24 protein-coding genes are annotated in these 24757 nt (G+C 46.6%); 6 read left to right on the forward strand and 18 right to left on the reverse strand.

The window, feature by feature from the left end:
* From EAO36_RS01410 to trpE, 10 genes are all read right to left on the reverse strand, one after another.
* Positions 1-353 (reverse strand): tetratricopeptide repeat protein (locus EAO36_RS01410; RefSeq protein ID WP_162983240.1); only part of this gene is annotated, 353 nt, incomplete at its 3' end.
* On the reverse strand, positions 347-943 hold the full coding sequence (locus tag EAO36_RS01415; protein ID WP_162983077.1) for an SEL1-like repeat protein: 597 nt from the start codon (positions 941-943) through the stop codon (positions 347-349). The genes EAO36_RS01415 and EAO36_RS01410, both read right to left, overlap by 7 nt.
* Before the next feature lie 61 nt (positions 944-1004).
* A complete protein-coding gene (locus EAO36_RS01420) occupies positions 1005-2066 on the reverse strand; it encodes a restriction endonuclease (RefSeq protein ID WP_120948193.1) in 1062 nt (353 codons plus the stop codon).
* A gap of 368 nt (positions 2067-2434) precedes the next feature.
* Entirely contained in the window at positions 2435-4066 is a 1632-nt protein-coding gene (locus tag EAO36_RS01425; protein ID WP_120948194.1) for an alpha-keto acid decarboxylase family protein, read from the reverse strand.
* A 26-nt stretch (positions 4067-4092) separates the two neighbouring features.
* Entirely contained in the window at positions 4093-4887 is a 795-nt protein-coding gene (gene trpA / locus EAO36_RS01430) for a tryptophan synthase subunit alpha (protein ID WP_120948195.1), read from the reverse strand.
* Positions 4884-6068, reverse strand: coding sequence for a tryptophan synthase subunit beta (gene trpB / locus EAO36_RS01435; RefSeq protein WP_120948196.1), 1185 nt, complete (start codon positions 6066-6068; stop codon positions 4884-4886). The genes trpA and trpB overlap by 4 nt, the downstream gene beginning before the upstream one ends.
* Positions 6068-7426 carry a bifunctional indole-3-glycerol-phosphate synthase TrpC/phosphoribosylanthranilate isomerase TrpF gene (gene trpCF / locus EAO36_RS01440; RefSeq protein ID WP_120955609.1) on the reverse strand — a complete coding sequence of 453 codons (1359 nt, stop codon included), beginning with the start codon at positions 7424-7426 and terminating at the stop codon, positions 6068-6070. The genes trpB and trpCF overlap by 1 nt, the downstream gene beginning before the upstream one ends.
* Positions 7419-8414, reverse strand: a complete 996-nt coding sequence (trpD, locus tag EAO36_RS01445; protein ID WP_120948198.1) for an anthranilate phosphoribosyltransferase — start codon at positions 8412-8414, stop codon at positions 7419-7421. The genes trpCF and trpD overlap by 8 nt, the downstream gene beginning before the upstream one ends.
* Positions 8407-8997: an aminodeoxychorismate/anthranilate synthase component II gene (locus EAO36_RS01450; protein WP_120948199.1), complete on the reverse strand. Its 591-nt coding sequence runs from the start codon at positions 8995-8997 to the stop codon at positions 8407-8409. The genes trpD and EAO36_RS01450 overlap by 8 nt, the downstream gene beginning before the upstream one ends.
* Before the next feature lies 1 nt (position 8998).
* Positions 8999-10501, reverse strand: a complete 1503-nt coding sequence (trpE, locus tag EAO36_RS01455; RefSeq protein ID WP_120955610.1) for an anthranilate synthase component I — start codon at positions 10499-10501, stop codon at positions 8999-9001.
* An 82-nt stretch (positions 10502-10583) separates the two neighbouring features.
* On the opposite strand from trpE, the gene EAO36_RS01460 reads away from it, so the two are divergent.
* From EAO36_RS01460 to EAO36_RS01470, 3 genes are read left to right on the forward strand one after another with little or no spacing between them, the layout of a single operon-like run.
* Positions 10584-11168 (forward strand): hypothetical protein, encoded by a 585-nt coding sequence (locus EAO36_RS01460; RefSeq protein WP_120948201.1) that lies wholly within the window; start codon positions 10584-10586, stop codon positions 11166-11168.
* Positions 11165-12283, forward strand: a complete 1119-nt coding sequence (pseC, locus tag EAO36_RS01465) for a UDP-4-amino-4,6-dideoxy-N-acetyl-beta-L-altrosamine transaminase (protein WP_120955611.1) — start codon at positions 11165-11167, stop codon at positions 12281-12283. Before EAO36_RS01460 ends, pseC begins: the two co-directional genes overlap by 4 nt.
* Before the next feature lie 46 nt (positions 12284-12329).
* Entirely contained in the window at positions 12330-12824 is a 495-nt protein-coding gene (locus tag EAO36_RS01470; protein WP_120948203.1) for a hypothetical protein, read from the forward strand.
* Between the two features lie 9 nt (positions 12825-12833).
* On the opposite strand, the gene EAO36_RS01475 is transcribed toward EAO36_RS01470, so the two are convergent.
* From EAO36_RS01475 to gltS, 4 genes are read right to left on the reverse strand one after another with little or no spacing between them, the layout of a single operon-like run.
* The gene (locus EAO36_RS01475; RefSeq protein WP_120955612.1) at positions 12834-15218 is read right to left on the reverse strand and encodes a heavy metal translocating P-type ATPase; all 2385 of its coding nucleotides are present in this window, start codon (positions 15216-15218) and stop codon (positions 12834-12836) included.
* Positions 15211-15924, reverse strand: a complete 714-nt coding sequence (locus tag EAO36_RS01480) for a tRNA1(Val) (adenine(37)-N6)-methyltransferase (RefSeq protein ID WP_235852245.1) — start codon at positions 15922-15924, stop codon at positions 15211-15213. The genes EAO36_RS01475 and EAO36_RS01480 overlap by 8 nt, the downstream gene beginning before the upstream one ends.
* Positions 15912-16943, reverse strand: a complete 1032-nt coding sequence (gene ribD, locus EAO36_RS01485; protein ID WP_120955613.1) for a bifunctional diaminohydroxyphosphoribosylaminopyrimidine deaminase/5-amino-6-(5-phosphoribosylamino)uracil reductase RibD — start codon at positions 16941-16943, stop codon at positions 15912-15914. The genes EAO36_RS01480 and ribD overlap by 13 nt, the downstream gene beginning before the upstream one ends.
* Complete coding sequence (gene gltS / locus EAO36_RS01490) at positions 16943-18190, reverse strand: sodium/glutamate symporter (RefSeq protein WP_120948206.1); 1248 nt, start codon at positions 18188-18190, stop codon at positions 16943-16945. Before gltS ends, ribD begins: the two co-directional genes overlap by 1 nt.
* Before the next feature lie 82 nt (positions 18191-18272).
* Here gltS and EAO36_RS01495 point away from each other — a divergent pair, with 82 nt between their 5' ends.
* From EAO36_RS01495 to yedE, 3 genes are all read left to right on the forward strand, one after another.
* Positions 18273-19484 (forward strand): saccharopine dehydrogenase family protein, encoded by a 1212-nt coding sequence (locus EAO36_RS01495; protein WP_120948207.1) that lies wholly within the window; start codon positions 18273-18275, stop codon positions 19482-19484.
* Positions 19485-19490: 6 nt separating this feature from the next.
* Positions 19491-20552: a DNA-methyltransferase gene (locus tag EAO36_RS01500; protein WP_120948208.1), complete on the forward strand. Its 1062-nt coding sequence runs from the start codon at positions 19491-19493 to the stop codon at positions 20550-20552.
* Between the two features lie 97 nt (positions 20553-20649).
* A complete protein-coding gene (yedE, locus tag EAO36_RS01505) occupies positions 20650-21813 on the forward strand; it encodes a selenium metabolism membrane protein YedE/FdhT (protein ID WP_185962940.1) in 1164 nt (387 codons plus the stop codon).
* Here yedE and EAO36_RS01510 read toward each other — a convergent pair.
* Genes EAO36_RS01510 through EAO36_RS01525 form a run of 4 tightly spaced genes read right to left on the reverse strand, consistent with a single transcriptional unit; the run spans position 21810 to position 24755 of the window.
* The gene (locus EAO36_RS01510; RefSeq protein WP_120948209.1) at positions 21810-22460 is read right to left on the reverse strand and encodes a non-canonical purine NTP pyrophosphatase; all 651 of its coding nucleotides are present in this window, start codon (positions 22458-22460) and stop codon (positions 21810-21812) included. The genes yedE and EAO36_RS01510 overlap by 4 nt on opposite strands.
* A gap of 3 nt (positions 22461-22463) precedes the next feature.
* A complete protein-coding gene (locus EAO36_RS01515; protein ID WP_205585517.1) occupies positions 22464-23600 on the reverse strand; it encodes a YbfB/YjiJ family MFS transporter in 1137 nt (378 codons plus the stop codon).
* A 52-nt stretch (positions 23601-23652) separates the two neighbouring features.
* On the reverse strand, positions 23653-24174 hold the full coding sequence (gene ppa / locus EAO36_RS01520) for an inorganic diphosphatase (protein ID WP_120948211.1): 522 nt from the start codon (positions 24172-24174) through the stop codon (positions 23653-23655).
* Positions 24175-24182: 8 nt separating this feature from the next.
* Positions 24183-24755 (reverse strand): adenylate kinase, encoded by a 573-nt coding sequence (locus EAO36_RS01525; protein WP_120948212.1) that lies wholly within the window; start codon positions 24753-24755, stop codon positions 24183-24185.
* Positions 24756-24757 lie beyond the last annotated feature (2 nt).

Raw genomic sequence — 24757 nt, forward strand, 5'->3', positions numbered from 1 at the left:
GAGTAGTCTTGCTCAACCCCTTCGCCCATGTCATACATTAATCCCAACTTGTTATAAGCATCAGCACTCCCCATTTCTGCCGCTTTTTGGTAGTATTGTAGGGCTTTAGAGTAGTCTTTTGCAACCCCTTCACCTTTTGCATACATCAATCCCAAGTCGGTATAAGCATTAGCACTCCCCATTTCTGCCGCTTTTTGGTAGTATTGTAGGGCTTTAGAGTAGTCTTTATTCTCATCGTAAGACTTTGCCATTTTGTAATACTCCTCTGCCTGACTATTGGCATAACAAACCCCTAAAGCCATTGCCAATAACAAGACCACTTGCCACACACGCTTTTTCAACACAACTAACATTTTTGCTCCTTGCAAGATTTAGATTTGAGATTTAGTTTTTTTGGGGTTTGGTGCAACCAGACCCCAAGTTCTTTTAGCTTTTCTTGGGCTGTTTTATTGCCCAATTCTGCGGCTTTTTTAAAAAAGGCCTTTGCCCTTTGTGGATCTAACTCTGTTCTTGAACCCACCATACAACTCCATGAGCTTTCATAAAAACAACCTAGTTGTAATAGGGCATCGCCTAATGCACCATGCACCCATCCGTGGCTAGGATAATCTTTTGGCATAATAGCTTCGAGGTTAATTTCTCCTGTTTGCTTGCTTAAATCTAAAACAGCACTGCGTAATATCTGAGAGATTTTTTGATCCAAAGACCGTTTTTCATACTCATACAGAGTAACGAGGATTTTTTCGGCATGCAATACCTTTTTGCTCTCATCACTAGCTCCCTGTATGTTCCCCATACGGATAGCCTTTTGGCAATAGTTGATGGCTTTTTCAGGGGATTGCTTGAGCGATCCACTGCCAGTTGCATACCCTTCGCACAACTTCAATGCATCATCAAGACTTTCAGATTTACTACTTTTACAACCATAAAAGCTAGTAGCCATAAAACCCATCATTGCAAACGCAATAAAACCAATCCGTATTAATTTGTTACCCCTAGTCAATCTAAAAATCATTTTTCCTCCTGATCTCACACTTACTCACCTTGTCCATGTTGGCTGAGGGTTCTAGCACCTCATAAAACACCCGCTCATGCTCTTTTTTATCCCTTTGGCTCTTAATGAACTCAAAGGCATCGGGGGCAAGCAACTTAGGGCTATTGATCACCACGATATTTTTAAAGAAACATTGTTTGTAATGCTCAAAATCATCGCGGTATAAATGGCTTTGGTATCCATGGCAATCCTCCAAGAACTTCTCTAAATACTTGGCATCCATCTTGTGTTCTCCCTCTGGATTCCAGTTTCTACACTGTGCAAAGATAATTTGTTTGTCTTTGCGCAAAATCAAATCGATGCGGGTGAATGCTAAATGTTTCTCTGGATGGCTTTTGCTCTCATCGTATCGTTTGACATTAAAACCTTGAGCTGCATAATGCCCGGCGACCAAATCCCTGTATTTTTTGGCGTAATCCATACTAACTCCTTCTTTGTGTTCTATGATTTTAAAATCCACCCGCAGGTCTTGGGTGTGTTCCTTGATAAATTGCCACGCCTCTTTTTCCAGCACAGGGCTAGAGAGTATGAGAAGTCTTTGGCAGTTTTTGCCCGCATATTCTGTTTTTTCCTTAGCATCGCAACTGTGCAAAAATGCTTTGACACCGTCCAAACCAACACGATGACCCGTTTTTTCATTCCAGTTTTTACACTGGATAAAAATCACCGCATTATCCCTCTCTAAGATGAGATCAATTTTTTGATCTTGTTTGCCTAGATCGCGATGAAAAATAAGCTCATAGCCTTGTTGGGCATATTTTTGGGCGATAAAATTTTCGTATTCCTGACCCTTTTTCATGTTCTCATCCACCTTTTTAGTGTTTTGATCAAAAAATCCATGGGGGTTCTCTCTTTCAAACAAGTGTAAATCACTTGGTGCGGGGTTGGGCGCGCTGGGTTGTTTAGGGGGTGGTTTTTGGAGAGTTGGGCTAGGGGTATGGGGTGGTGCTTTGAAGCGTTGGATTACAACAACACAAACGAGGGCGATTCCTGCAAGGATGAGCCAAGTCATAGGCACCCCACAGAGGCTAAAACAATAGAAAAATGAAACTTAGGGTGAGAACTTAACTTATTGGGGGGGGGGGGGGTGATAAGTTTAATGAAAGGCAAGGAAAACTCCCTATGGATTTAAAAAGAGAATTATAACACAAAAAATCAAATATAAATCCCCCCTATCTAGTGTCTGCTAGAGACCAATCCAAGGCAATACCCATCATGATTCTATGGTCTTGCCATGCGCCATCCAACTCCCTAGCGTTTTTTGATGTTCCTTTGAAGACTCAATCTCATTTTTAAGATTGCTAATGACTTGACTCAAGTTCTTTGCTGGCGGTCGCCTAAAAAATCGCAACTTTTTACTTAATATTTTCTTAATCAAAACTATATCTGGGCTCCAAACAACGCCCCCAATTTTTTTAGCAAAATGGGTGCATCATCCTTGTCCATGCATGCTTCAATCAGGGCGAGCTTAGAACTCTGCTGGGCAACACAGAGTGCCTCTCTTAGCCCAGCCACACTGGAAACCTGAAAGCTCACCACCTCTCTAGCCAAATGGACATCAAAAAAACTTGCCAGCTTGGAATAATGCCACATGTTGATGTGGTTGTATTGGCGTGTGGGTCCATGGATACAACGCTCCACCGTGTAGCCATCATTATTGATCACAATAATAGTGGGCGTGATATTCTCTCTGAGCATGGTGGAGAGTTCTTGAGCGACCAGCTGGAAGGACCCATCGCCAATGAGCAAGATATGCCGCCGATCAGGGCTGGCTAAAGCAGTGCCCAGCAACGCCCCAAAAGTATAGCCAATCGATCCCCACAGAGGCTGGCCAATAAAACTCACCCCACTGGGCAAAACCATAGAGATTGCGCCAAAAAATGAAGTCCCTTGTTCGGCAATCAACACATCATGGGGGCGTAAGTATTCTTGAATGATTTTAAAAAACTTATCTTGGGTGAGCTTGCCATTTAAATGGGGAGTCTTGGGGTGTGTCTCTTTAGGGAAACTGGCTTGGAACTTGAGCCGGGCTAGGGCTTTGAGGACATCTTGCATTAAAATATCATCGTAGGTTTTTTCCCCAATTTGGCTATAAAAGGGGTGGATTTGGATAGAAAGGTGGTGCTCACGGATATAATGAAAGCCCGCTGTGAGCGAGTCGGTCAGCTTGACCCCAATCAAAAGAGCGCAATCTGCATGTCTCATCAAAGAACAGACCCTAGCATCGCTTAGAATGCCATTATAAACACCAATAAAATTAGGGTGGGTTTCATCAAAGACCCCCTTACCCATCGCCAATGAAACGAGGGGCAAATTCACCGCCTCGATAAAGTGTTTGAGTTCTTGGTTGAGGTGGTAGCGATTGACCTCATAATCGGCCATCACAACTTGGGATTTGGATTTGCGCAATAATTCTTGAGCGTCCTCTAAAAAGGCGTTTAAAATCTTAGGATCGCTCCTCGTAACAAGGGGAGAGGAGGTGTAGGTTTCAATGGGGATATGTGTCACATCTACAGGTAGACCAATATAAACGGGTTTTTTGTGCAAAAAGCACTCTCCCAAAACCCGATCGATCTCACTTTGGGCATTTTGCTTGTTTAAAATTGTTTGGGCAACGCTCACCTCTGCATACATATTATAGAACTTCAAAAACTCCCCATCGCCCAAAGTGTGGTGCACCAGCTTACGGCTATGGACAACCCCCCTAGAGGGCATCCCCACGATTTTCACCACCGGCACGCTTTCAGCATAAGAACCCGCAATGCCATTAATGGCACTGAGTTCCCCCACCCCAAAGGTTGTGAGCAATGCCCCCATTGATTTTAGACGCGCATAGCCATCGGCAGCATAGGAGGCATTGAGCTCGTTACAATTCCCCACCCACTGCAAATGGGGGTCATCTTCTACCAAGTCCAAAAACGCCAAATTATAATCCCCGGGGACTCCAAAGAGATGTTGGACTCCATAACTTTTCAGACGATCTAAGAGGTATTGCCCGATTGTGGTTTGCATGTCGATCCTTTGGCAAGAAACTAAAACTAACTCTCCCCCATCATCTGCGCTACAAACTCGCTTAGGCGTGCCAGCATGCTAGGGGGGTGGTCCAAATTTTGCGCGATGATCTGCACAATGGCTGAACCACAGATCACCCCATCAGCCCCCATGCTTAAAGCACTTTTTACATGGGATGGTTGCGAAATCCCAAAGCCCAATAAACAAGGGGTGGGGCTGATCTTTTTAAGCGTGTGTAAAATGTGCTGGGGGGTGGTGGCTAGGTGCTCTTGTGTGCCTGTTACCCCCGCACGGGCAAGGACATAAATAAAGGCAGGGCAATTCTTGGCGATGTGCTCTAAATGCTTTGGGCTGGCATTGGGGGTAGCCAAAAAAACCGGGGCGACGGCGTTTTGGTGTGCTACTTTGACAAATTCTGCACTCTCACACAAGGGCACATCCGCAACCAGAACGCTATCCACCCCACTTTGAGCACATGCGGCATAAAAGCGATCCACCCCAAAGCGCATGATCAAATTAGCATAGACTAACAAGCCTATCGGGATATCGGGCGCAAGCCTGCGCACCTGTGCCAAGAGTTTAAAGTTGCCCTCCATGCTAGCACAGCGCAACGCCCTCAAATTGCCCTCTTGGATCACAGGTCCATCGGCTATTGGGTCAGAAAAGGCAAAACCCAACTCAAGCGCGCTCACGCCCGCATCAATGAGGGTTTTGAGAATCTCAAAGCTCCGATCATAGCTAGGATCGCCCAGAGTTACAAAGGGCACAAACGCGGGTTTGTGGGTGGTTTTAAGGGCTTGGAAAGTTTGGGCATATCTCATAACCTAGCCTTTAGGGCATCTTGCACGCTTTGCAAATCTTTATCCCCCCGCCCGCTCAAATTCACTAAGATCACGCGTTCTTGATCCTCTTTAGCCAGATTTAAGGCATAGGCTAGAGCATGCGCGCTCTCCAAAGCGGGGATAATGCCCTCATGTTTGCTTAAAGCCACAAACGCCTCTAATGCCTCTTGGTCGCTAATGCCCACATAACTAGCCCGCCCACTTTGTTTCAAATAGCTATGTTCCGGACCCACGCCCGGATAATCTAGCCCGGCTGAAATGCTATGACTCTCTTGTATTTGCCCCTCCTCATCTTGTAAAATATAGGTCTTGCTCCCATGCAAAATCCCCACACTGCCCTGACACAGCACCGCGCCGTGTTTGTTGGTCTCTAGCCCCAATCCGGCAGGCTCAACCCCCACTAACTGCACCGTGTGATCCTCTAAAAAGGCAGAAAACATCCCAATCGCATTGCTCCCTCCACCCACGCATGCGATCACCACATTAGGCAAACACCCTTCTTGCTCTAAGATTTGCGCTCTGGCCTCTGTACCGATCATACTTTGGAAATGTTTGACCATTTTAGGATAAGGGTGGGGACCGGCGGCTGTGCCCAAAAGATAATGGGTCGAAGGGTAAGAGCTTGCCCAATCCCTTAGGGCCTCATTGATCGCATCCTTGAGGCTAGCCGATCCGGTGCTCACCGGGATCACCCGTGCGCCCATTAATTCCATGCGGAAGACGTTAGGGGCTTGGCGTTCTATATCCTTAGTGCCCATATAGATCACGCATTCTAGATTCAAAAGTGCACAAGCAAGAGCGGTGGCAACCCCGTGCTGGCCCGCTCCCGTTTCAGCAATGATGCGCTTTTTACCCATTTTCTTAGCCAAGAGGGCTTGCCCCAGAGCTTGGTTACTCTTGTGTGCCCCCCCGTGCAATAAATCCTCACGTTTGAGATAAAGCCTGACTTTGGGGTTTGTGATGAGGTTTTTAACCCGTGTTAGAGGCGTGGGACGGCCTAGAAAGTGAGCTAAAAGAGTGCTAAACTCCACTTGAAAATCCCGATCATTTAAGCACGCCTTAAATCCCTCCTCTAGCTGGGCTAAGGGGGGGATTAAAATTTCAGGCACAAAGAGTCCGCCAAAAGCACCAAAATACGCTTCTTTATTTTGTTTGACCATCAATACTCCCGCAAGATTTGGGCTAGTTGCTTGATTTTAGAGGGGCTTTTTTTACCCGGTGCGCTCTCTGCTCCCGAATTAATATCTAGCCCCACAGCCCCCACACGCAGGGCTTCTTTGAGATTATCCAAGCGCAAACCCCCGGCTAGCATAAAGGGACTAGGGGCATGCGCTAAAATCTCCCAGCTAAAAGCAACACCATTCCCCCCTGCACGCACACCCTGACTATCATACAAGATCAGATCCGCCCCTAAGTTTGGCACATCTAGCGCGTTTGCTTTGGGACTAACGCGCACCACCTGCCACACCAGGCATTCTAAGGCTTGTTTTAACAGTGCAATTTGTTCGGCGTTGTAATCCCCATGCAACTGCACGGCTTTTAAATGGAGCTGGTAGGCTCTTTTGATGATGGTTTTGATGTTAGCATGCACAAATACCCCCACAAAGTCCAGTTTAGGCACTTTTTTAACCAGCTTTCTAGCTCTTTTGGGGCTAATGTAGCGTGGGGAGTGGGGATCAAAGATGAGTCCACCATAAATAAAGCCACAGCTGTATGCCCTTTTGGCATCTTTGATCCGCCTAAGTCCACAGATTTTATTTTCCCCCAAGATGAGTTTTTGGCAAGCCCTCTTTAAGTTGGCTTGTGCCATTAAAGAACTCCCCACCAAAAACCCATGCACATGCGAACATAGCTTTTTAATATCGCTATGGGTGTTGATCCCCGATTCGCTAATGATTATTATGCCCTTGGGGATCAAGGGTTGTAACCTTAAAGTCGTGTTTAAATCCACCTGCAAGGTGGCTAAATCCCGGTTGTTAATCCCAATGATAGGCGCGCCTAGGTTTAAAGCCCGCTTGACTTGGGATTCATCACTAACTTCAGTTAAGATCGCCATGTTGAGCGATTTAGCTAGTTTGGCTAGCTGGGTGTAAGTAGAATCCTCCAGCACGCTTAACATTAACAAGATCGCATCTGCTCCCATGTGGCGGGCTAGCAAGACTTGGAAGGGCTCCAAGATAAAATCCTTGCATAAAAGGGGCTTGGTGGTGAATTTAGAGGCGAGCCTTAGATTCTCATAAGAGCCTTGAAAATGCGCCTTATCGGTGAGGATAGACAGACAAGTGGCAAATTTGTCATAAATTTTGACAATTTTGGGCAGATTAAAGTCCTTGCAAATCAAGCCCTTAGAGGGAGAGGCCTTTTTACACTCCAAAATAAAACTGGTGCGTGGCTCTTGTAGTGCCTTATGAAAATCCCGTATGCTGGGCTTTAGGGTCGTGGGGATAGAAAAGCGCATTTTGAGGGCTTGGATTTCATCCCTTTTGCGTTCTAAAATTTGTTGGAGGTGATTAGGCATGGCTAATTGTAACGATCTTTTGTAAATGCTGGTAGGCTTTTTGGCTATGCATTTGCTCTAGGCTTAAAGCTGCGCCCTCTTTGAGATCGCGCGCCAACCCGCTTAAAACCAACAACGCCGCGCTATTAGCTGCAATGATTGCGCGGTGTGCCTCCTGCCCTCTGCCTTGCAAGACCTCTAAACACACCTGCGCGCTGTATTCTAAACTAGGGCTTATCATCTGTTCCAAGGCATAGGCTTGTAACCCAAAATCTTGGGGGCTTAGGGTGTATTCTAAAATTTTACTCCCTTGTAACTCACAGACATGGATTTCTCCATGCAAGGCAATTTCATCCACACCCGCCGTATGCACCACCATCGCCCTAGGCACGCCCAATTTTTGGAGCACGCTAGCTAGGGGCAGGCATAGGCTCTTGTCATAAACCCCCAAGAGTTGCGCGCTTAAAGGTAGGGGATTAAGAAGAGGACCTAGCAGATTAAACAAGGTGCGCACTTTGAGTTCTTTACGGATGGGGGCAATTTGGGCAAAACTAGGGTAGTAAAGGGGGGCAAATAAAAAAGCAAAGTTGGTTTTTTCTAGGCAGTTTTTGAGCTGTGTGGGGTGCATTTGGATATTCACGCCCAAAACCTCCAATAAATCCGCACTCCCCCGTCCCGAAGAGCTTTTATTGCCATGTTTGGCCATTTTCACGCCCATGGACGCACACAATAACGCGCTGATCGTACTGATATTAATACTAGAAGCACCATCCCCGCCCGTCCCGCAATTATCCACAAAAGCACCCGCCACCTCTGGCAAGTTGGTTTTTAAAAAAAGAGTTGCACTGGCGATCTCCTCAATGCTTTCTGGTTTCATCTTCAAGGCGATCAAAATCGCACCTAACATGGCAGGACTTATGTTGCCCTCAAAAATGGCAGATAAGAAGCTTTGCATTTGTTTGGGGCTTAAGTCTTGGTGCTGGCAGAGGGTAGCTAAAATCTCAGTCATGGCTATTTTTTTGCAAAAATTCCAAGCTTTGTTTTAAAAGCCGTGTGCCCTGCGTGCTCATAATGCTCTCTGGGTGGAACTGGTAGGCTAGGGCATTATCCTTAGCGCAATAAAGCCCCATCACCATGCCCTCATAATGCGCAATCACCTTCAGGCAAGGGGGCAAGTTGCTCGCCACCAAAGAATGGTAACGCCCCACTTGCAAGCTCTCCCCCAAGCCCTCAAAGGGTTCAAAGGGTTCTAAGAGTATGCGCACACTCTTGCCATGCATGATCTCTGGGCTTTGGACAATGTCCGCACCATAACTTTGGGCTAGGGCTTGCAGACCCAAACACACGCCCAAAATGCCAAAGTGCCCCCGCACTTGGGCAATCAAGGGCAAGAGTCGCCCCGAGTGTGCTGGATCACCCGGACCCGGTGAGATCAAAAGCAAAGGTTTTTGCTTTTCTTTTACCATGCGTTCAAAAAGCAAGCCCTCAGCCAAATCGTTACGATAAACCACCACGCTATGCCCCAAGCTCTCCAGTTCATAGACCAAATTATAAGTGAAAGAGTCAAAATTATCAATCAAGTAAATTTTCATGCTAACTTCTTTGGATCGCCTCAATCACCGATTGCGCCTTAGCCCAACTCTCGGCGATCTCAGCTTGAATATCGCTTTCTAGCACAATACCCGCCCCCGCTTGGACAATGGCGCGCCCCTCTTGCACAAATGCCGATCGGATCACAATACAGGTATCCATCGAACCATCTAAAGCTAAATACCCCATCGAGCCCCCATAAGACCCACGCCGTTTGCCCTCCAAAGTGGCGATGAGCTTGAGCGCGGCAATCTTGGGCGCACCACTGAGCGTACCCGCATTCATAAAACTTCTGTAGGCGTGTAGGGCGTCTAGCCCACTTTTAAGCTCCCCTTGTACCGCCGAGCATAAATGCATCACATGGGCGTATTTTTCTACCTTTAAAAGTTTGCTCACAAAGCGGGTATTGGGTTTAGCCACCCTTGCGATGTCATTGCGCGCCAAATCCAAAAGCATAATATGCTCGGCGCGCTCTTTAGAATCGCTTTGCAAGTCTAGCTCTAGGCGGTTATCCAAATCCAAATCGAGCGATCCATCAGGCTTTTTGCCCCTAGGGCGTGTCCCGGCGATGGGGTAAATTTGGGCGGTGTTGGTGGGTGAGTCGTATTTGAGCGCGCTCTCAGGGCTAGCCCCAAAGAGCACCCACTCAGGTGTGCGCATGTAAAACATATAGGGGCTTGGATTTTGCACTTTGAGGTGGTGGTAGGCATTGAGGCTATTGGCGCATTCTAAGTAAAAACTGCGCGCGATCACGGCTTGGAAAATCTCGCCCCTTTTAAGTTCCTCTTTGAGTCTGAGCACCCTTTGCCCAAAGAGTCCATCGTTACAATCGGTGCTGACACTTTTATTAGGCGCGTGTATGGGGGGGTTAAAATCTGTGGGAGCGTGGGTGGCTAGGTATTTTAAATGCGCGACCTCTGTTTGGATTTGGGCTTGAAACTGGGAATCAAAGCATGTCCCTAAAATCTGTGTGCTCTTGCTTTGGTGGTTGATCACGACTAGATTTTGTGCCACATAGAAGAGAAAATCAGGCGCGCTGTTATCCTGCACGCCCAAAAGGGGCAGATTTTCAAAATAGGCGATAAAATCAAAGGAAAATAACCCGGCACAAAAGAGGGCAAAGGGGTGATCATGCTGGTTTTTAAAAGGTGCAAAAATAGCCCTCAAAGCATCTAGGGGGCTGGGTCTTTGCAATTTAGCAAATTCATCGGCATAGGTGTGATCTTTGGGGTAATGCAAGTGAAGGCTTTGCCCAATAAGGGGTGTATTTAACCAAACCGCCAAATCTTGCAACAAGGCTAACCCATTGGCATTTAAGGCATGCATGCTGACACGATCGTGATGGCAAACAATCTTAGCGCATGCTTGGGTTAGGATCAATGATTGGGTGTGGTGCTTGTTTTCTGCCTGCGCGCTTTCTAATAAAAGCGTATCTGGCTGGCATAGGGGCGCATAAAAAGCCAACGGGTGGGCAATATAGGGGGCGTTTTCTTGGATACTAATCAAGGCTTGCCTTTAGAGTGTCATCAGACTCTATTTTAACACAATAGGAACAACTTATGCTTGATCAGATTAAAAAAGGACTTTCATGGCAGGTGTATCATCAATTAAGCATGCCCCCTTGTCCGCACCCAAAATCACGCCCGTCCCGCCCAAACCCAGCACACCGCTTAAGCCAACCACCACAGAAGTAGAAATTAAGACCAACCAACTAGCCACCGCCACCAAAAACACCAACCACACCATCGGGGCATTGCAAGTGGCTTTAAAAAGCATCGATCAAATGCAACCCTTAGCCCAAGATTTGGCTAACCTTGCTACCCCAAAGAATACGCAAGGCAACACCCTGAAAGAGCAAATCCAAAAAATCTACGATCAAGCCCTCTATCAAGGGGAAAATGTCTTCACAAAGAGCTATGAAAATCCAAACTTACAGTTTAAATCCATCAAACCCGATCGCTTGCTAGTTGGCGATCCGAGCACCTCTAAGGCATTTGTCAAAACCCTAGAAGAGCAAAAGATAGCCTTAAGCGATGCACTCAAAAAAATGACCCCCCCTAATCCAAAGGAGGATTTTAGCACCCTCGATCCTGATCAGCTCAAAGGACTAGACAAGGCGCACAACCCCCAAGCACTCAAGGCACAAAAAGTGCAGGATTTACTACACACATGAACCCCTATAGCACCCAATCCATCGATCAAGAGGACATTTTAGCGGTGGTGCAGGCTTTAAAGAGTGATTATCTCACGCAAGGTCCCTTGGTGGGGCAATTTGAGCACGCTTTGGCGGATTATCTGGGAGTCAAGTATGTTTTAGTCTGCCCCAATGCCACCAGTGCGCTTTTTTTAACCTACCAAGCTTTGGACTTAAGCCAACATCTAGTCATCACCACACCCATTAGCTTTGTGGCGACAAGCAACATGTTACTTGCCAACCACGCCACCCCATTTTTTTGCGACATTAAAGAAGACGGCAATATGGATGAAAACTTGCTAGAGAGCTGTTATCAGGCTTGCCCCCATAAGGAGCGTATTAAGGCGGTGGTGAGTGTGGATTTTGGGGGTAAGAGTGTGGAGGCTAGAGCGATTGCGGATTTTTGTCGGGCTTATGATCTATTTTTTATCTCGGATAGCTCGCATGCGCTTGGGGGGAGTTACCATCACCAAAAGATCGGGGTGCTAGCTGATGTGAGCATTTTTAGCTTGCATGCCATCAAGCCCATCACCACCGCAGAAGGAGGAGCGATCGCCACCAATGATCGCATGCTTTATGAGAAACTCCAGCTTTTGGCTAACCATGGCGTGCAAAAAAACGGGTTTGATGTGGAAGTTTCTAGTTTGGGGTATAACTTCCGTATGAACGAATTACAAGCTGCTTTGGGTTTAAGCCAGCTTAAAAAGATCGATGCTTTCTTGGCTGTGCGTGAGAAGATCGCTTGTTTTTATGATGATTTCTTTAGGGGCAATCCCTATTTTAGTTGTGTACATACCAGTTTGCCCGCTTATATCCAAAGCACCAATCACCTATATTCCATTTTGCTCAAGCCCTTTTTATGGGCGCACAAAGAAGCCATTTTACAAGCCCTGCTAAAGGCACAAATTGGCGTGCAGGTGCATTATAAACCCATCCACACCTTTAAGCTCTACCAAAATTTAGGCACGCCCACCCTCCCAAAGGCTGAAAATTTCTACAAGGCCCAAATTTCTTTGCCCTGCCACCAAAAAATGAGCCTAGCCCTAGCCCAGCACACAGCCCGAACCTTGCTGGACATTTTGGGGAGGTTTTAAAAAAAATGAAACAATCGAGGATAAAAAATATGCAAAAGGAGTTTTCATGGCAAAAATTACAAGCTTAGAAGGGTATGCTAAACCCGGAAGCGTTTTGTATTGTGATATACGCTTTTGGGTTGCACATTCGGGTATTTATCTTGGGGATAATCTCATCGCAGAAGTAACCGACAAGGATGGCAAGGCTTACATCAGATATGCCCACCCCCGCCACTTTTTAACGCGCCTAGAGGATGAAAGAGCGGGCAAGCTTAAAGAGGGCGGGAAAATTTATATTGCCTGTGGCAAAGATGGTAATTCGCTTGGCTTAGAAAAAGTAGCCCAAAGAGCTAGAACAGCTGTTGAAAGCGCAGGGAGTAGAGCAAGAGGCAAAGAATACGCGTGGATTGCTATTGATAATTCTGAACTAAATTGCCATAAATTCAGCGTAGGATGCTTACTGGGCAATTTTAAAAATGAATGTTGGGATTTTAGTTGCCTAGAAAACAAGATTCGTGGGACTTACGGCGAATTTAAATGGCTTCATGTGGAGATCGGCTAACCCTTAACTTTAACCACGCAATCTAAAACTATTCCCCACCACTAGGAGCGAGCTTAGGCTCATGCTCAGGGCTGCTAGGGGGGGATTGATGAGCCCACACACCGCACACGGAATCAAAAGCGCATTATAAGCGAGACTAATGATGAGGTTTTGCTTGGCAATTTTATAAGCATGCCTAGCGATCTGAAATGTTTTTAAGACACTGCTTAAGCGATTATTCAACACAACCACATCACTATAAATCAAACTCAAGTCATTGCCCGCGTGCATGCAGATAGAAACTTGACTTTGTGCCAGGCTAGGCGCATCATTCATCCCATCGCCCACCATGACGACTATTTGTTGGTTGCCAATGGCTTGATTTACAATGGCTAATTTTTCTGGCGGGCTCAAGGGGGCTTGGCAAGCAATGCCCAAATTTTGGGCGATGTTAAAGACCTCTTTAGAGGCATCCCCGCTTAAAATCTCCACCCCCAAACCCATTTTTTTAAGTTGGCTGACCAATTCTGGGGCATCGGGTTTAAGGGGGGCATGCAAGCTAAAGCTAGCCAAGAGTTGGTGATCCAAACTATAAAAAAAATCCCCCTCTGCATTCCCAAGTTCTACGCCCTTGCTTTGCAAATAAGCCAAACTCCCCCCATGCAAGATATGCCCTTGATAGATTCCCTCTAAGCCCCCTATCTCTTGGGTGATGGACTCTAGGGCTAGCCCCGCGCGTGCATGCTGGGCTTGTAAAAAGGTGCTGAGAGCAAGGGAGATGGGGTGGTTGTTGTGCCAGATCAAGGCTAGGAGCAAATTAGGATCATAGGGAGCGTGGGTGTGCTGGGCCCGCACACTTAGAGAATCTGTAAGTGTGCCGGTTTTATCTAAAAAAACCTGGGTGGCTTTGGCTAGAGTTTCTAAGCTAGAGGCTTGTTTGATGAGCACGCCTTGTAAAAAAGCGCGGTTAGTGCCTAAGATCAGGGCAATGGGGGTGGCTAGGGCAAAAGCACAAGGGCATGCCACCACCACCACGCTAATCGCCACGACCAAGCCCCTTTGTGCCCCTGCAAAAAACCACCATGCCAAAAAACTTAAGAACGCAATGGCTAAAACCACCACGCCAAAATAACGCACTAGCTTATTGGTATCCTCTTGGATTGCGGGCTTGCTCATAAAGCTTTTTTGCACTAATTGCACCATTTGGCTTAACAACGAGCGTTTAAAAGGCATGGTGGTTTGGTAAATGAAGGTGTTAGCATGGTTGGTGTAGCCCGCCAAAATATGATCGCCTTTTTGGAGGGTGGTGGGCGTATTTTCGCCATTGATCGCTTGGGTGCTCACCTGTGCGCTCTCGCTCTCTAGCACGCCATCTAAAGCCACACTCTCCCCAGCCAAAACCTCTATGTGCGCGCCCACCTCCACCTCTTCAGGGCTCACAAGCACCCTTTGAATCTGCCCCTCTATTTCTTTAAGCAAAAGCACCTGCACAGGTAAGCTACTTTGCAAACCATCCAGCACGCTATTAGCCCGTATCTTAGCCTTGAGTTCTAAAAATTTAGAGATAAAAACAAAGGTGATGATCATGCTCACCGATTCAAAATAAGGTTCTAGCCCCTTAAATAGCGCATAGATGGAGTAAAGATAAGTCCCTAGCGCGCCCAAACTCACGCCCAAATCCATGCCCAAAAAGCCATGTTTTAAGCCATAAAAAGCCCCTCTAAAAAAGCCCGCCCCCGTGATAAAGAGGGTCAGGCTACTTAAAATCCACGAGGCGATATGGAGCTTAAAAGCCATGCTAGAGTCCATGCCCGAAAAATAGCCCGCATAGGAGGCGATGGCAATCCACATGACATTCATGGTGGAGAAAATCCCCACCACAAGGGCGATATAGTGGCTCTCATGCTCTTTTTTAGCGCGTTTGTCTTGGGTGTTGGGATCGTAAATGCTGGCATGGTAGCCAATCGAGGCAATGGTGTTGAGGATATGGGGGATATGGGTGGCATTGGGATCAAAAATGACATACGCGCGGTGCGTGGTGTAGTTGATCTGCACGGATTGAATCCCCTCTTGTTTTAATAATACCCGCTCAATGAGCCAAATACACGCGCTGCAATGGATATTTTCTAATAAAAGAGCGACTTCTAAATCCCCATTTTCTAGATGCGTGGTGAAGGTTTGCAAAAAGGGCTTGGAGGTGTAACGCGCCTCATCATAATTAGGTGCAGGTGTAACCGGGCTTAAAGTGCCCTTGTCTAGTTTGTCATAAAAGGTTTGCAAGTTTAGGGAGTGCAATAACAAAAAGACTTGTTGGCAACCATGGCAACAAAAATAAAGGGGTTGGGGTTGTTCTAGTTTGATCGCCCCCTTAGGCGGGCATGGTAGGTGGCAATGGGCGCATAAAATTTCACTCAAGGGCAGCCTTGATACTATGGGTTTTGAAGTGTTGGTAAATGCGCGCCACTTCGGGGGTGTTGTCTTGCTGGGCTTTAGAGTTGTGGGTGATGAGGGGGGGGAGAATCTCTAATAAACTCTTGGAGTTTTTGCGCGCACAGCAAAGCACCAAAGCCGCCTTTTTATCCTTAAAGGGATGCACAAAACGCAGACACAACGCCTTAAAGCCTACTTGTTGCAAGGTATTTAAGAGCATGTCGGTCAAATTGGCATGGTAGCACATAATCAAATACCCTCTATGTCTTAGTAATTTAAAAGCTTTTTGGCAAAGGGCTTGCAAGGGCAAGAAGCGTTGGTTGGTGGCGCGCGCCTTTTGGGTGTTGGCACTCTCTAAGCTGTTTTTATAGTAGTAGGGGGGGTTAGAAATAATGGCATGGTAGTGGTTGTTAAAGGGGTGATCTAAAAAATCCGCACAGATCACACGGGCTTTAGGGTGTTTTTGGCTATTGAGCGTGGCAAAAAAGGCTAGATTAGAGTCAATCTCGATCAAATCTAGGGGGTTAGCAAATTCCCTAGCACAAAGTAGCCCCACAATCCCACAGCCCGCCCCCACTTCTAAAAGGGTGTCTCCCTTTTTGATGAAGTCCTTAGCAAAATGGGCGAGAAAGAGGCTAGCACTATTGTAGGCATAACCATGCAGGGGCTGGTAAAACCTCAAGATAGCCATAGTAACACATCGTGATCCCAAATTTGGGTGAAACGGGGGGTAAAATTTTTGTTAATAGTGTGCTGGATGGGGGTGTTTGTGGGGCTTAGGGCGGTGTTGGTGTGGATTAAAAGCATGTCGATTTGATCGTGCAGAACCTCTAAAAGCCCTAGTCCGCCCTCAATGAGATTAAAGCCACGATCAAGGGGCAAGTCCTCTAAGTGGTGGCACACCCAAGCACAACGTCCCGACACGCCAAAAAGAGGGATACTTTGATCTAAGGGGGCTAAATCTCTAGTTAAAATCGCCACATCACAGAGTCTATTTTGATAAAGCGGGTCAGCCAAGCGGTGATCAAGCAAGGGGCGATCGGTGCGGACACTTTGACCCGAAATAATGAGCGTGTTAGCTACCCCACGTTGGTTGTGGGTGAAAGTTTGGCTTTGAGTCCCTGAAATCTTGCCCTCATAAGAGCCATCAAGGCGCATAGCGATCTTAAAGAGATTGAAAAAACCTTTAGATTGTAAGCATTTGAAGGGGATTAAGAGGTTCTCACACTCGGCTTTAAGCACGCCTTGAATCACCTCAATGCCCGCACCCTCTAAACAAACCACCCCGCCCCTAGCCTTTTGGCTCTCCTCTAAAGCCCCAATCACCACGCACTTAGGCTGGATTGTGGCGAGTAGCTCCGCACAAGGGGGGGTTTTGCCAAAATGCCCGCAAGGCTCTAGAGTAACAAATAGAGTGCAGTCTTTGAAAAGCCCGCTGTGGTTTTGGGCTAAAAAATGGTAGGTCGCCTCACAATCTAATGGGTCTATGCTAGTCGGCATGGGTGTGGGACTGAGTGTATTAAAGGCTTGGGCTAGGGCTAAGACTTCGGCATGGGGGGTATTTGCCTTTTGGTGGGCTTGCAAGGCTAATACTTCATGACTACCACTTAGCACCATGCACGCCACGCTAGGATTAGGCAAGGCTAGTGTTTGGACCTCCCAAGCCCGAGCCACACAGGCGCGCATACAAAGTTGGTTAATCTCTAACATTAGTGGAAGAGTTGCAAAATCATGCTCAAAGAGCCTTGGATAGCCAGAGCATTGATAATATCCACAAAAAATGCCCCCACCAAGGGCACGACAATGAACGCCATGTGACTAGCTCCGTAGTGATTGGTAACCGTTTGCATATTCACCATCGCTGTTGGGGTCGCACCCAACCCAAAACCACAATGCCCAGCACTCAGCACCGCTGCATCATAATTTTTCCCACACATGCGGAAGGTTACAAAAATGCTATATAGAATCATCAACACCACTTGGCAGGTGAGGATCGCCGCCATGGGGAGGGCTAAATTCACCAATTCCATTAAATTAATGCTCATCAAGGCAAAGGCTAGAAATAAACTCAAACTCACATTCCCAATTACACTCACCTCCCGATCAAAAACATTATGGATTTTAGAATAAGATAAAAGATTACGCAGTAACACCCCCACAAACAAACACCATACAAAAGTAGGCAAAGTGGGCAAGGTCATCGAGCCTAAAGTGAGGGCTTTGGTGTGCTTGGCAATAAAAGTCCCCAACAAGAGGGCAATACTCACCAAAGCCAAACTCTGCACGAAACTATTGGCCGTGATCAGGCGTTCTTGTTTGGGGGTTTCAAAAGCCATCATAGGACCTTCTGTGCGCTCTTTTCTCTCTTGGACACTGGGTTCTAGGCGGTGCTTTTTAATTAAATAATGCGCCACAGGTCCGCCAATAATCCCGCCACTGACTAACCCAAATGTGGCGCACACAATCGACACCTCTAGGCTTTGGGAAAAATTAAAGGGGGCTTTGGAGAGCACTTCAGACCACGCCGCACTGGTGCCATGCCCGCCCACCAAGGAAATTGAGCCCCCTAGCAAGCCCATGAGCGGATCGACTCCGATTAAACGCGCAATCCCAATCCCTACCATGTTTTGTAACACCACAAACATAGCAACTGCCACTAGGAAAATGCCTAGCATTTTGCCCCCTTTCTTTAAAGAGGCAAAATCGGCACTCAAGCCAATGGTGATAAAAAAGGTGAGCATTAGGGGTTCCTTTAGACTGGAGTCTAAAACCAGCTTAAAGTTATAAAAATGGTGGGCAACCATAATGCCAAATGCCACCAATACACCGCCCACTACAGGTTCAGGAATGTCATAATCGCGTAAGAATTTGACCTTGGAGATGATGTAACGCCCCAATAACAACACGCCCACCATACAGACTAAGGTTCCATAAACATCTAGCGAGATTGTCTGCATCAAGACCTCCATTTAATTAAAGGGTAAAATATTTCGTATATAATAGCACACTCAAAGACCTATTATTGGATAAAGGGATAGAATGCTCACAGTCTTGCAAATTGGAGCGGGGGGAGTGGGGAGAGTGGTAGCCCACAAGCTCTGCCAAAACCGCCATTTGTTTGAGAGGGTGGTGTTGGCTAGCCGCACCCTTTCTAAATGCGAACAAATTGCCGCCAGTGTCAAAGCCAAAGGTTTGGGAGAGATCGTCTGTGAGCAAGTAGATGCCGACAGCGTAGAGGAAGTGGTGGCTTTAATTGAAAAATACCAGCCTAAAGTGGTGCTCAATATCGCCTTGCCCTATCAAGATTTGAGCATCATGCAAGCTTGTTTGCAAACTAAAACCAATTACTTGGACACTGCTAATTATGAACACCCCAGTGTTGCCAAGTTTGAATACAAGGAACAGTGGGCTTTTGATCAAGCTTATAGGGATGCACAGATTTTTGCCCTACTAGGGTGTGGGTTTGATCCGGGGGTAACCAATGTCTTTTGCGCCTATGCCCAAAAACATTATTTTGATGATATCTATAACATTGATATTTTGGACTGCAATGCAGGCAACCACCCCTACCCCTTTGCGACCAATTTTAACCCTGAAATCAACTTAAGAGAGGTGAGCGCACCCGGGCGTTACTATGAAAATGGGACATGGATAGAAACTAAGCCCTTAGAGATCAAGCAAACTTGGGCTTACCCCGAGATTGGAGAGCGTGATTCTTATTTGCTCTACCATGAAGAGTTGGAATCTCTAGTCAAACACATCAAAGGCTTAAAACGCATCCGCTTTTTCATGACTTTCTCGCAAAATTATCTTAACCACATGCGTTGTTTGGCCAATGTGGGGATGCTCAATATTGCGCCCGTGCAAGTGCCTACCACAAATGGGGGGCAAGCTGAGATCGTGCCCATTCAGGTTTTAAAACAACTCTTGCCCGATCCAGTAAGCTTGGCGGGCAAGACCACGGGTAAGACCAATATTGGTTGCTATATCCATGGCAATAAAAACAAGCAAGAAAAACGGATCTATATTTACAATGTGTGCGATCACCAAAAATGTTATGAAGAAGTCGGCTCGCAAGCGATCAGCTACACCACAGGCGTGCCCGCTGTAGTGGGGGCGATGATGATTTGCAAAGATATTTGGGGTGGGGAAAACTCCAAGGGGGTTTTTAATTTAGAACAGCTCAACCCCGATCCTTTCTTAGAAGAACTCGCCAAACAAGGTCTCAAGTACGAAGTGATCGAACGCTAAAGCTCCTTGCAAACCAATATCATTTTAAAGGGTAATTGTGTCGCCCTTTTAAAGACTTTGCCCAGTAGCAGTGTGGATTTTATCTTTGCCGACCCGCCCTATTTTATGCAAACTTCAGGGGAGCTTTTAAGAGTGGGTGGGGCGAAGTTTAGTGGCGTGGTTGCAGAGTGGGACAAATTTAAAGACTTTGCCCACTATGATAGCTTTTGTGGGGCATGGCTAACAGAGTGCAAACGGGTTTTAAGGGGGAGTATTTGTGTCATTGGCTCGTTCCAAAACATCTATCGCTTAGGGGCTTTGATGCAAAATTTAGGCTTTTGGGTGATTAATGACATCATTTGGGCAAAATCTAATCCCGTGCCCAATTTTAATGGCAATCGCCTATGCAATGCCCATGAGAGCTTGCTTTGGTGTGCTAGGGATAAAAAAACCCCCTTCACTTTTAATTACAAAACCTTAAAAGCCCTCAATGGGGGCAAGCAAGAAAAATCCATTTGGGAAATCCCCCTATGTGTGGGGGCTGAAAGACTCAAAGACACCAAGGGGTGTAAGCTCCACCCCACCCAAAAGCCCGAAAAGCTCTTAGAAAAGTTGCTTTTAATGGCAACAAAACCAGGGGACTTAATCCTAGACCCCTTTTTTGGTACGGGCACCACAGGGGCGGTGGCTAAAAGATTGGGGCGTAACTTCTTGGGCATTGAAAAAGACCCTATTTACATCCAAGCTGCTTTAGAGCGGATAGCCAAAATACCTGTATCTATGGACTCTTTCAGTGCTTTAGAGCATGAGAGCAAGCCCCCCAAAGTGGCGATGAAAACCTTAGTCAATTCAGGGTATTTGCAAGTGGGGCAGGCTTTATATTCCCCAAGTGGGGTGGAGCAATGCCAAGTTTTGCCTAGCGGACATGTGCAAGATAGTAGCGGGGTGGTGCTCTCCATCCACAAAATGAGTGCCAAGATTCTCAACAAAATCAACCACAATGGTTGGGACTATTTTTACACAAAACACAAAGGGCAACTAACCCCCCTGAATGATTTGCGCTTGTTGTATGCTCAAGAACATAGGTGAGCAAGATCAATAACTCTTTAACTCACTTAGAAGCCCCTTGGCTAACCCCAATATTCAACTATTTTTGTTAGAATAGCTTTCTTCTTAATGGGCCAGTTTGGCTGACACGCTTTTAGGGCGTATTCTCATTTTAGGGTTTTGCGTGCGTTTTTTCACACAGAAATGGGCGTTTTTACCTTGTGCCTTGACTCTCTGCGTGGCTTCTGTCTTTTACTTTGGTCTAACCGGTACCTACTGGGCACTTACGGGAGAATTGACCCGTTGGAGTGCTCATATTTTAGACTTGTTGGGCGTGGATACAGCCCACTTGGGCTATTTTAAAATCATTGGCTTATCGGGTGGTGTTTTGGAACGCGTGGATGGGATGATGGTTTTAGGGATGTTTGGGGGGGCTTTTTGTGCGGCTCTATGGCGTGGGGGTGTGCGCCTCAGATATGCACCACATTTTATGCGTGCCTTGCTGGGGGGTGTTTTAGCAGGCTTTGGGGCTAGACTGGGGATGGGCTGTAATTTGGCAAGTTTTATGACGGGTATTCCCCAATTTAGCTTGCATGCGTGGTTTTTTACGGGGGCTAGCTTAGCGGGTATCTATTTGGGGCTTAAAATTGTGCGTCCTGTAAGTTGCCCCAAATCTCTAGGGGTTGTTTTGCCCCTTAAAGTTGGGGTCATCTTGGGTTTAGGAGTGTTTGTCGGTGTGATTGCTCTAGCTTGGCGCGCTCCCTTAGCCACGCTGGCATGGGCGATAGGCTTTGGCTGGTTTTTTGGCTTTGTGATTGCCCGGGCACAATTTTGCTTCACTTGTGCTTTTAGAAATTTATTTGTGTGGGGCAAGACAGGTCCGGCTTGCGCGTTGGTTGTGGGCATGATGATCGCTAGTATCGGGGTGTTTGGCTATATCCAACTGGGCGTTCCGGCAAAAATCATGTGGGCTTCCCCGGGGATTTTGATTGGGGGTTTGTTCTTTGGTTTTGGCATTGTGCTAGCCGGTGGATGTGAATGTGGATGGCTTTTTAGGGCCATGGAGGGGCAGATTCATTTTATGCTAGTGGGAGTGGGCAATATCATTGGGGCGGGTTTGTTGGCACTCAGTTGGGATCGTTATTCTAACTGGATCACTAGCTATCCTAAAATCAATCTCTTGCTCTCTTTGGGGCATTTTGGCGGGCTTTTGTGCCAATATGCCCTACTCTTGCTACTTTTACTCTTTGTGCTGGGCGTGGGGAGAATAAAAACTCAAGCCGTTGGTGCAAGTAAGGGTTAAGAATAGAGCTTTAAAAACTCCTTGCATTGTTGCAAAGCCAAAAAGCGATGCGAGAGGGTGTTTTTTTCTGGAATTTGATCCATAGTTAGGGTGTGCCCCTTAGGGATAAAGAGTGGATCGTAGCCAAAGGCTTTTGGGTTTAGGGGGGCTTGGCAAATTTTGCCCTTGCACTCCCCCCTAAAACTTTTTTCTTGCAACACCCCACCCACACGCATACACAACGCCATGACACACACAAAAGAAGCTTTAGACTGGCTAATCCCCAACTCTTTTAAACAAGCCAGGAGTTTGAGATTATTGCTTGTATCCTCCGAGTCTTTTTGTGGGGTCGCAAAATGCCCTTGGGCGATTTGGTGGGCATTTTCAGAAATGTTTGCAAAGCGTGCGCTAAAAATTCCGGGCATTCCATTGAGAGCATCCACACATAAACCGCTATCATCAGCCAAGACACACAGATCGTTTTTATGGGGGAGGCGATCATAAATGGCGCGTGCCTTGAGGTGGGCATTCTCACTAAAACTAGCCCCTGTTTCAACCACCTCTAGAGGCTCCAAAAAGACGCGGTAACTCTGGACTTCAAATTCGGACAAAATCGCGCGCAGTTCTTGGAGTTTTTTGGCGTTGTTGCTGGCAAAAATGATGGTCATGGATTAAGACTTAAATAAATGTTGGGGGAGGGGCAAGAGCACGAGCAGACTGGCTAGCAAACAAAGCCCACACACCACAAACATAGCAAAAAAGCTCACCGACCCGAGTGCCCAAGTGAAGATAAAAGAAAAAAGGGCTTGGAAGATGGCAAAACTCAAGGTGATCACGCTAGAGGCTTGGACAAAATGTTCTTTGCCCATGATGTGAAAAGCCATGGTGCTAGTCAAGGTCAAATTCCCCGTTGTGCCCAATCCCATGAGAAAAATGGAGAGATTGAGCCAGTAGAGATTGGTTGAAAAGGCTGCCAAGACACAAGAGAGGGTTTTAAGGGTTAAAATAATGCTGGAGGCGTTTTTTAAGCCCACCCGTTGGGCTAGCCAGGCACTTAATATTGTCCCCAAAGCCGCGCCAAAGCCAAAAAATGCCCACGAAGTCCCCGCACTCTCCTTGCTAAAGTGCAAAAAACGCACCAAATAATCCACCCAAAAAAGCGTGTGGGGTAAGTAACCAATGGCGTTTAACACGACTGAAACCAGCAAGAGAGCAAAAAAATAGGAGATTTTAAAAGGGTGATCGTGTTTGGTAGCCGTTTTAGCAGGGTGCAGGGTCCTTAGTGAAAAACAAGCCAGACCAAAGGCAAATAGACTAATTGCACCTAAGAAAATCCATGCAAAGTGGATCGCATGGGCAAAATGGGGCAAAATGAAGCCACTAAAGACAGCCCCGACCCCAATCCCGCTAAAAACAAGCCCACTGACCATGGATCGCTTGTATTCGGGCACAAAGGGCAAACACAGAGGAGCGGATAAGACGATCAAACACGATGAAGCCACGCCAGCTAAAAAACGCCAGGCCCAGCTCCAAGCAAAGGGTAAATAATCAAAAAAGCAAGCAAAAAAGCTGAGGGCAATTACTAAAAAACTAATTTTAGCGATACTTTCTAAAGAGAGATACTTTTGCAAGAAACTTAAAGTCACACTTCCAAAGATGTAACCAACCATCACCGCAATGCCCAGCTGGATACTTTGGTTTTCGCTTAGTTTCCCAGAGAGGATGAGCAAAGGGATCAACACCACATACCCAAAACGCGCCAAGCCATTTGCTACAAAAGTAGCCAAAAAGCACGCCAAAATGCGCAAGCCCACGACAAATCCTTCTAAAAGACTTGCACGGATTTTACATAACTAAAGCCTATTTTTGGTAATTCTCAATCGCCTTTTGCAAAATTTCTTGGGCTTTACTCTTATTGCCAAAGTCCTTGACCTTGACCCATTTTTCGGGCTCTAAATCCTTGTAGGTTTCAAAAAAATGTTTGATTTTTTGGAGCACAATGGGGGGCAAATCCTCTAAATCTTGGATTTTGGCATAACGCGGGTCGATCTTTTCTAGGGGCACAGCCAAGAGTTTTTCATCCATCCCGCTTTCATCTTCCATCACCAACACGCCAATCAAACGACAAGGGATCACGCTCCCGGCTTGCAGAGGGTCTTCACCTAGCACCAAAATATCGGCTGGATCGCCATCGAGACTCAAGGTGTGGGGCACAAAGCCATAATTGGCTGGATAGACCATAGAGGCATACATGATTCGATCCACCAAAACCGCACCACTCTCTTTATCGACCTCATATTTGATATTGGAGTTGTAGGGGATTTCAATCACCGCATTAACTTTATTGGGGTTGTTCCCAGTGGGGATTTTTGAGATGTCCATGTTTTTCCTTAAATGTTTTCTTGGATACGCGCTTGCAAATCGCCTACAATTTCTTCAATGGCGCGCTCACCATTGATAACTTGATGCACTTCCTGCACTTTGTAAAACTCCACCAAATGTTCTAGGGGTTTCAAATAAACTTGCATGCGGTTGTTGAAAACCTCAATTTTATCATCATCGCCCCGCGCACGCCCTAAAACACGCTCTCTGGCCACTGCTTCGCTGACCTTGACCTCAAACACGCCTTTTAATTTCACTTCTTCTTGGGCTTTAAGTACGCGATCCAAAGCGTGCATTTGCTCTACACTACGCGGATAGCCATCGATGATGATCACATCTTTGTTAGCCCCTTTAATGGCATGGATAATGGTATCCACGACAATTTCTAGGGGCACTAATTCGCCCTTGCTGGTAAATTGAGCGATGTGTTGCCCCCGCTCACTTTGACTAGCAATCTCAGCACGCAACAGATCACCTGTAGAATAATGCACCATGGTGTCTGGATTGCGCTCCATGATTAGTTGTGCATCTGTGGTTTTCCCGCTACCCGGGGCTCCGATGATTAAAAATAAAGATTTCATTG

The organism is Helicobacter mehlei (assembly GCF_003660265.1).
GTDB classification, from domain to species: Bacteria; Campylobacterota; Campylobacteria; order Campylobacterales; family Helicobacteraceae; genus Helicobacter; species Helicobacter mehlei.

Coding starts and splice junctions, on each gene's coding strand:
- ribD (WP_120955613.1), bottom strand. CDS start 16,943: ATGTTAGAGATTAACCAACTTTGTATGCGCGCCTGTGTGGCTCGGGCT.
- EAO36_RS01460 (WP_120948201.1), top strand. CDS start 10,584: ATGGCAGGTGTATCATCAATTAAGCATGCCCCCTTGTCCGCACCCAAA.
- EAO36_RS01480 (WP_235852245.1), bottom strand. CDS start 15,924: ATGGCTATCTTGAGGTTTTACCAGCCCCTGCATGGTTATGCCTACAAT.
- EAO36_RS01425 (WP_120948194.1), bottom strand. CDS start 4,066: ATGCAAACCACAATCGGGCAATACCTCTTAGATCGTCTGAAAAGTTAT.
- gltS (WP_120948206.1), bottom strand. CDS start 18,190: ATGCAGACAATCTCGCTAGATGTTTATGGAACCTTAGTCTGTATGGTG.
- EAO36_RS01470 (WP_120948203.1), top strand. CDS start 12,330: ATGGCAAAAATTACAAGCTTAGAAGGGTATGCTAAACCCGGAAGCGTT.
- ppa (WP_120948211.1), bottom strand. CDS start 24,174: ATGGACATCTCAAAAATCCCCACTGGGAACAACCCCAATAAAGTTAAT.
- trpA (WP_120948195.1), bottom strand. CDS start 4,887: ATGAGATATGCCCAAACTTTCCAAGCCCTTAAAACCACCCACAAACCC.
- EAO36_RS01450 (WP_120948199.1), bottom strand. CDS start 8,997: ATGAAAATTTACTTGATTGATAATTTTGACTCTTTCACTTATAATTTG.
- EAO36_RS01420 (WP_120948193.1), bottom strand. CDS start 2,066: ATGACTTGGCTCATCCTTGCAGGAATCGCCCTCGTTTGTGTTGTTGTA.
- trpCF (WP_120955609.1), bottom strand. CDS start 7,426: ATGCCTAATCACCTCCAACAAATTTTAGAACGCAAAAGGGATGAAATC.
- EAO36_RS01510 (WP_120948209.1), bottom strand. CDS start 22,460: ATGACCATCATTTTTGCCAGCAACAACGCCAAAAAACTCCAAGAACTG.
- EAO36_RS01415 (WP_162983077.1), bottom strand. CDS start 943: ATGGCTACTAGCTTTTATGGTTGTAAAAGTAGTAAATCTGAAAGTCTT.
- EAO36_RS01525 (WP_120948212.1), bottom strand. CDS start 24,755: ATGAAATCTTTATTTTTAATCATCGGAGCCCCGGGTAGCGGGAAAACC.
- EAO36_RS01495 (WP_120948207.1), top strand. CDS start 18,273: ATGCTCACAGTCTTGCAAATTGGAGCGGGGGGAGTGGGGAGAGTGGTA.
- pseC (WP_120955611.1), top strand. CDS start 11,165: ATGAACCCCTATAGCACCCAATCCATCGATCAAGAGGACATTTTAGCG.
- trpD (WP_120948198.1), bottom strand. CDS start 8,414: ATGACTGAGATTTTAGCTACCCTCTGCCAGCACCAAGACTTAAGCCCC.
- trpB (WP_120948196.1), bottom strand. CDS start 6,068: ATGGTCAAACAAAATAAAGAAGCGTATTTTGGTGCTTTTGGCGGACTC.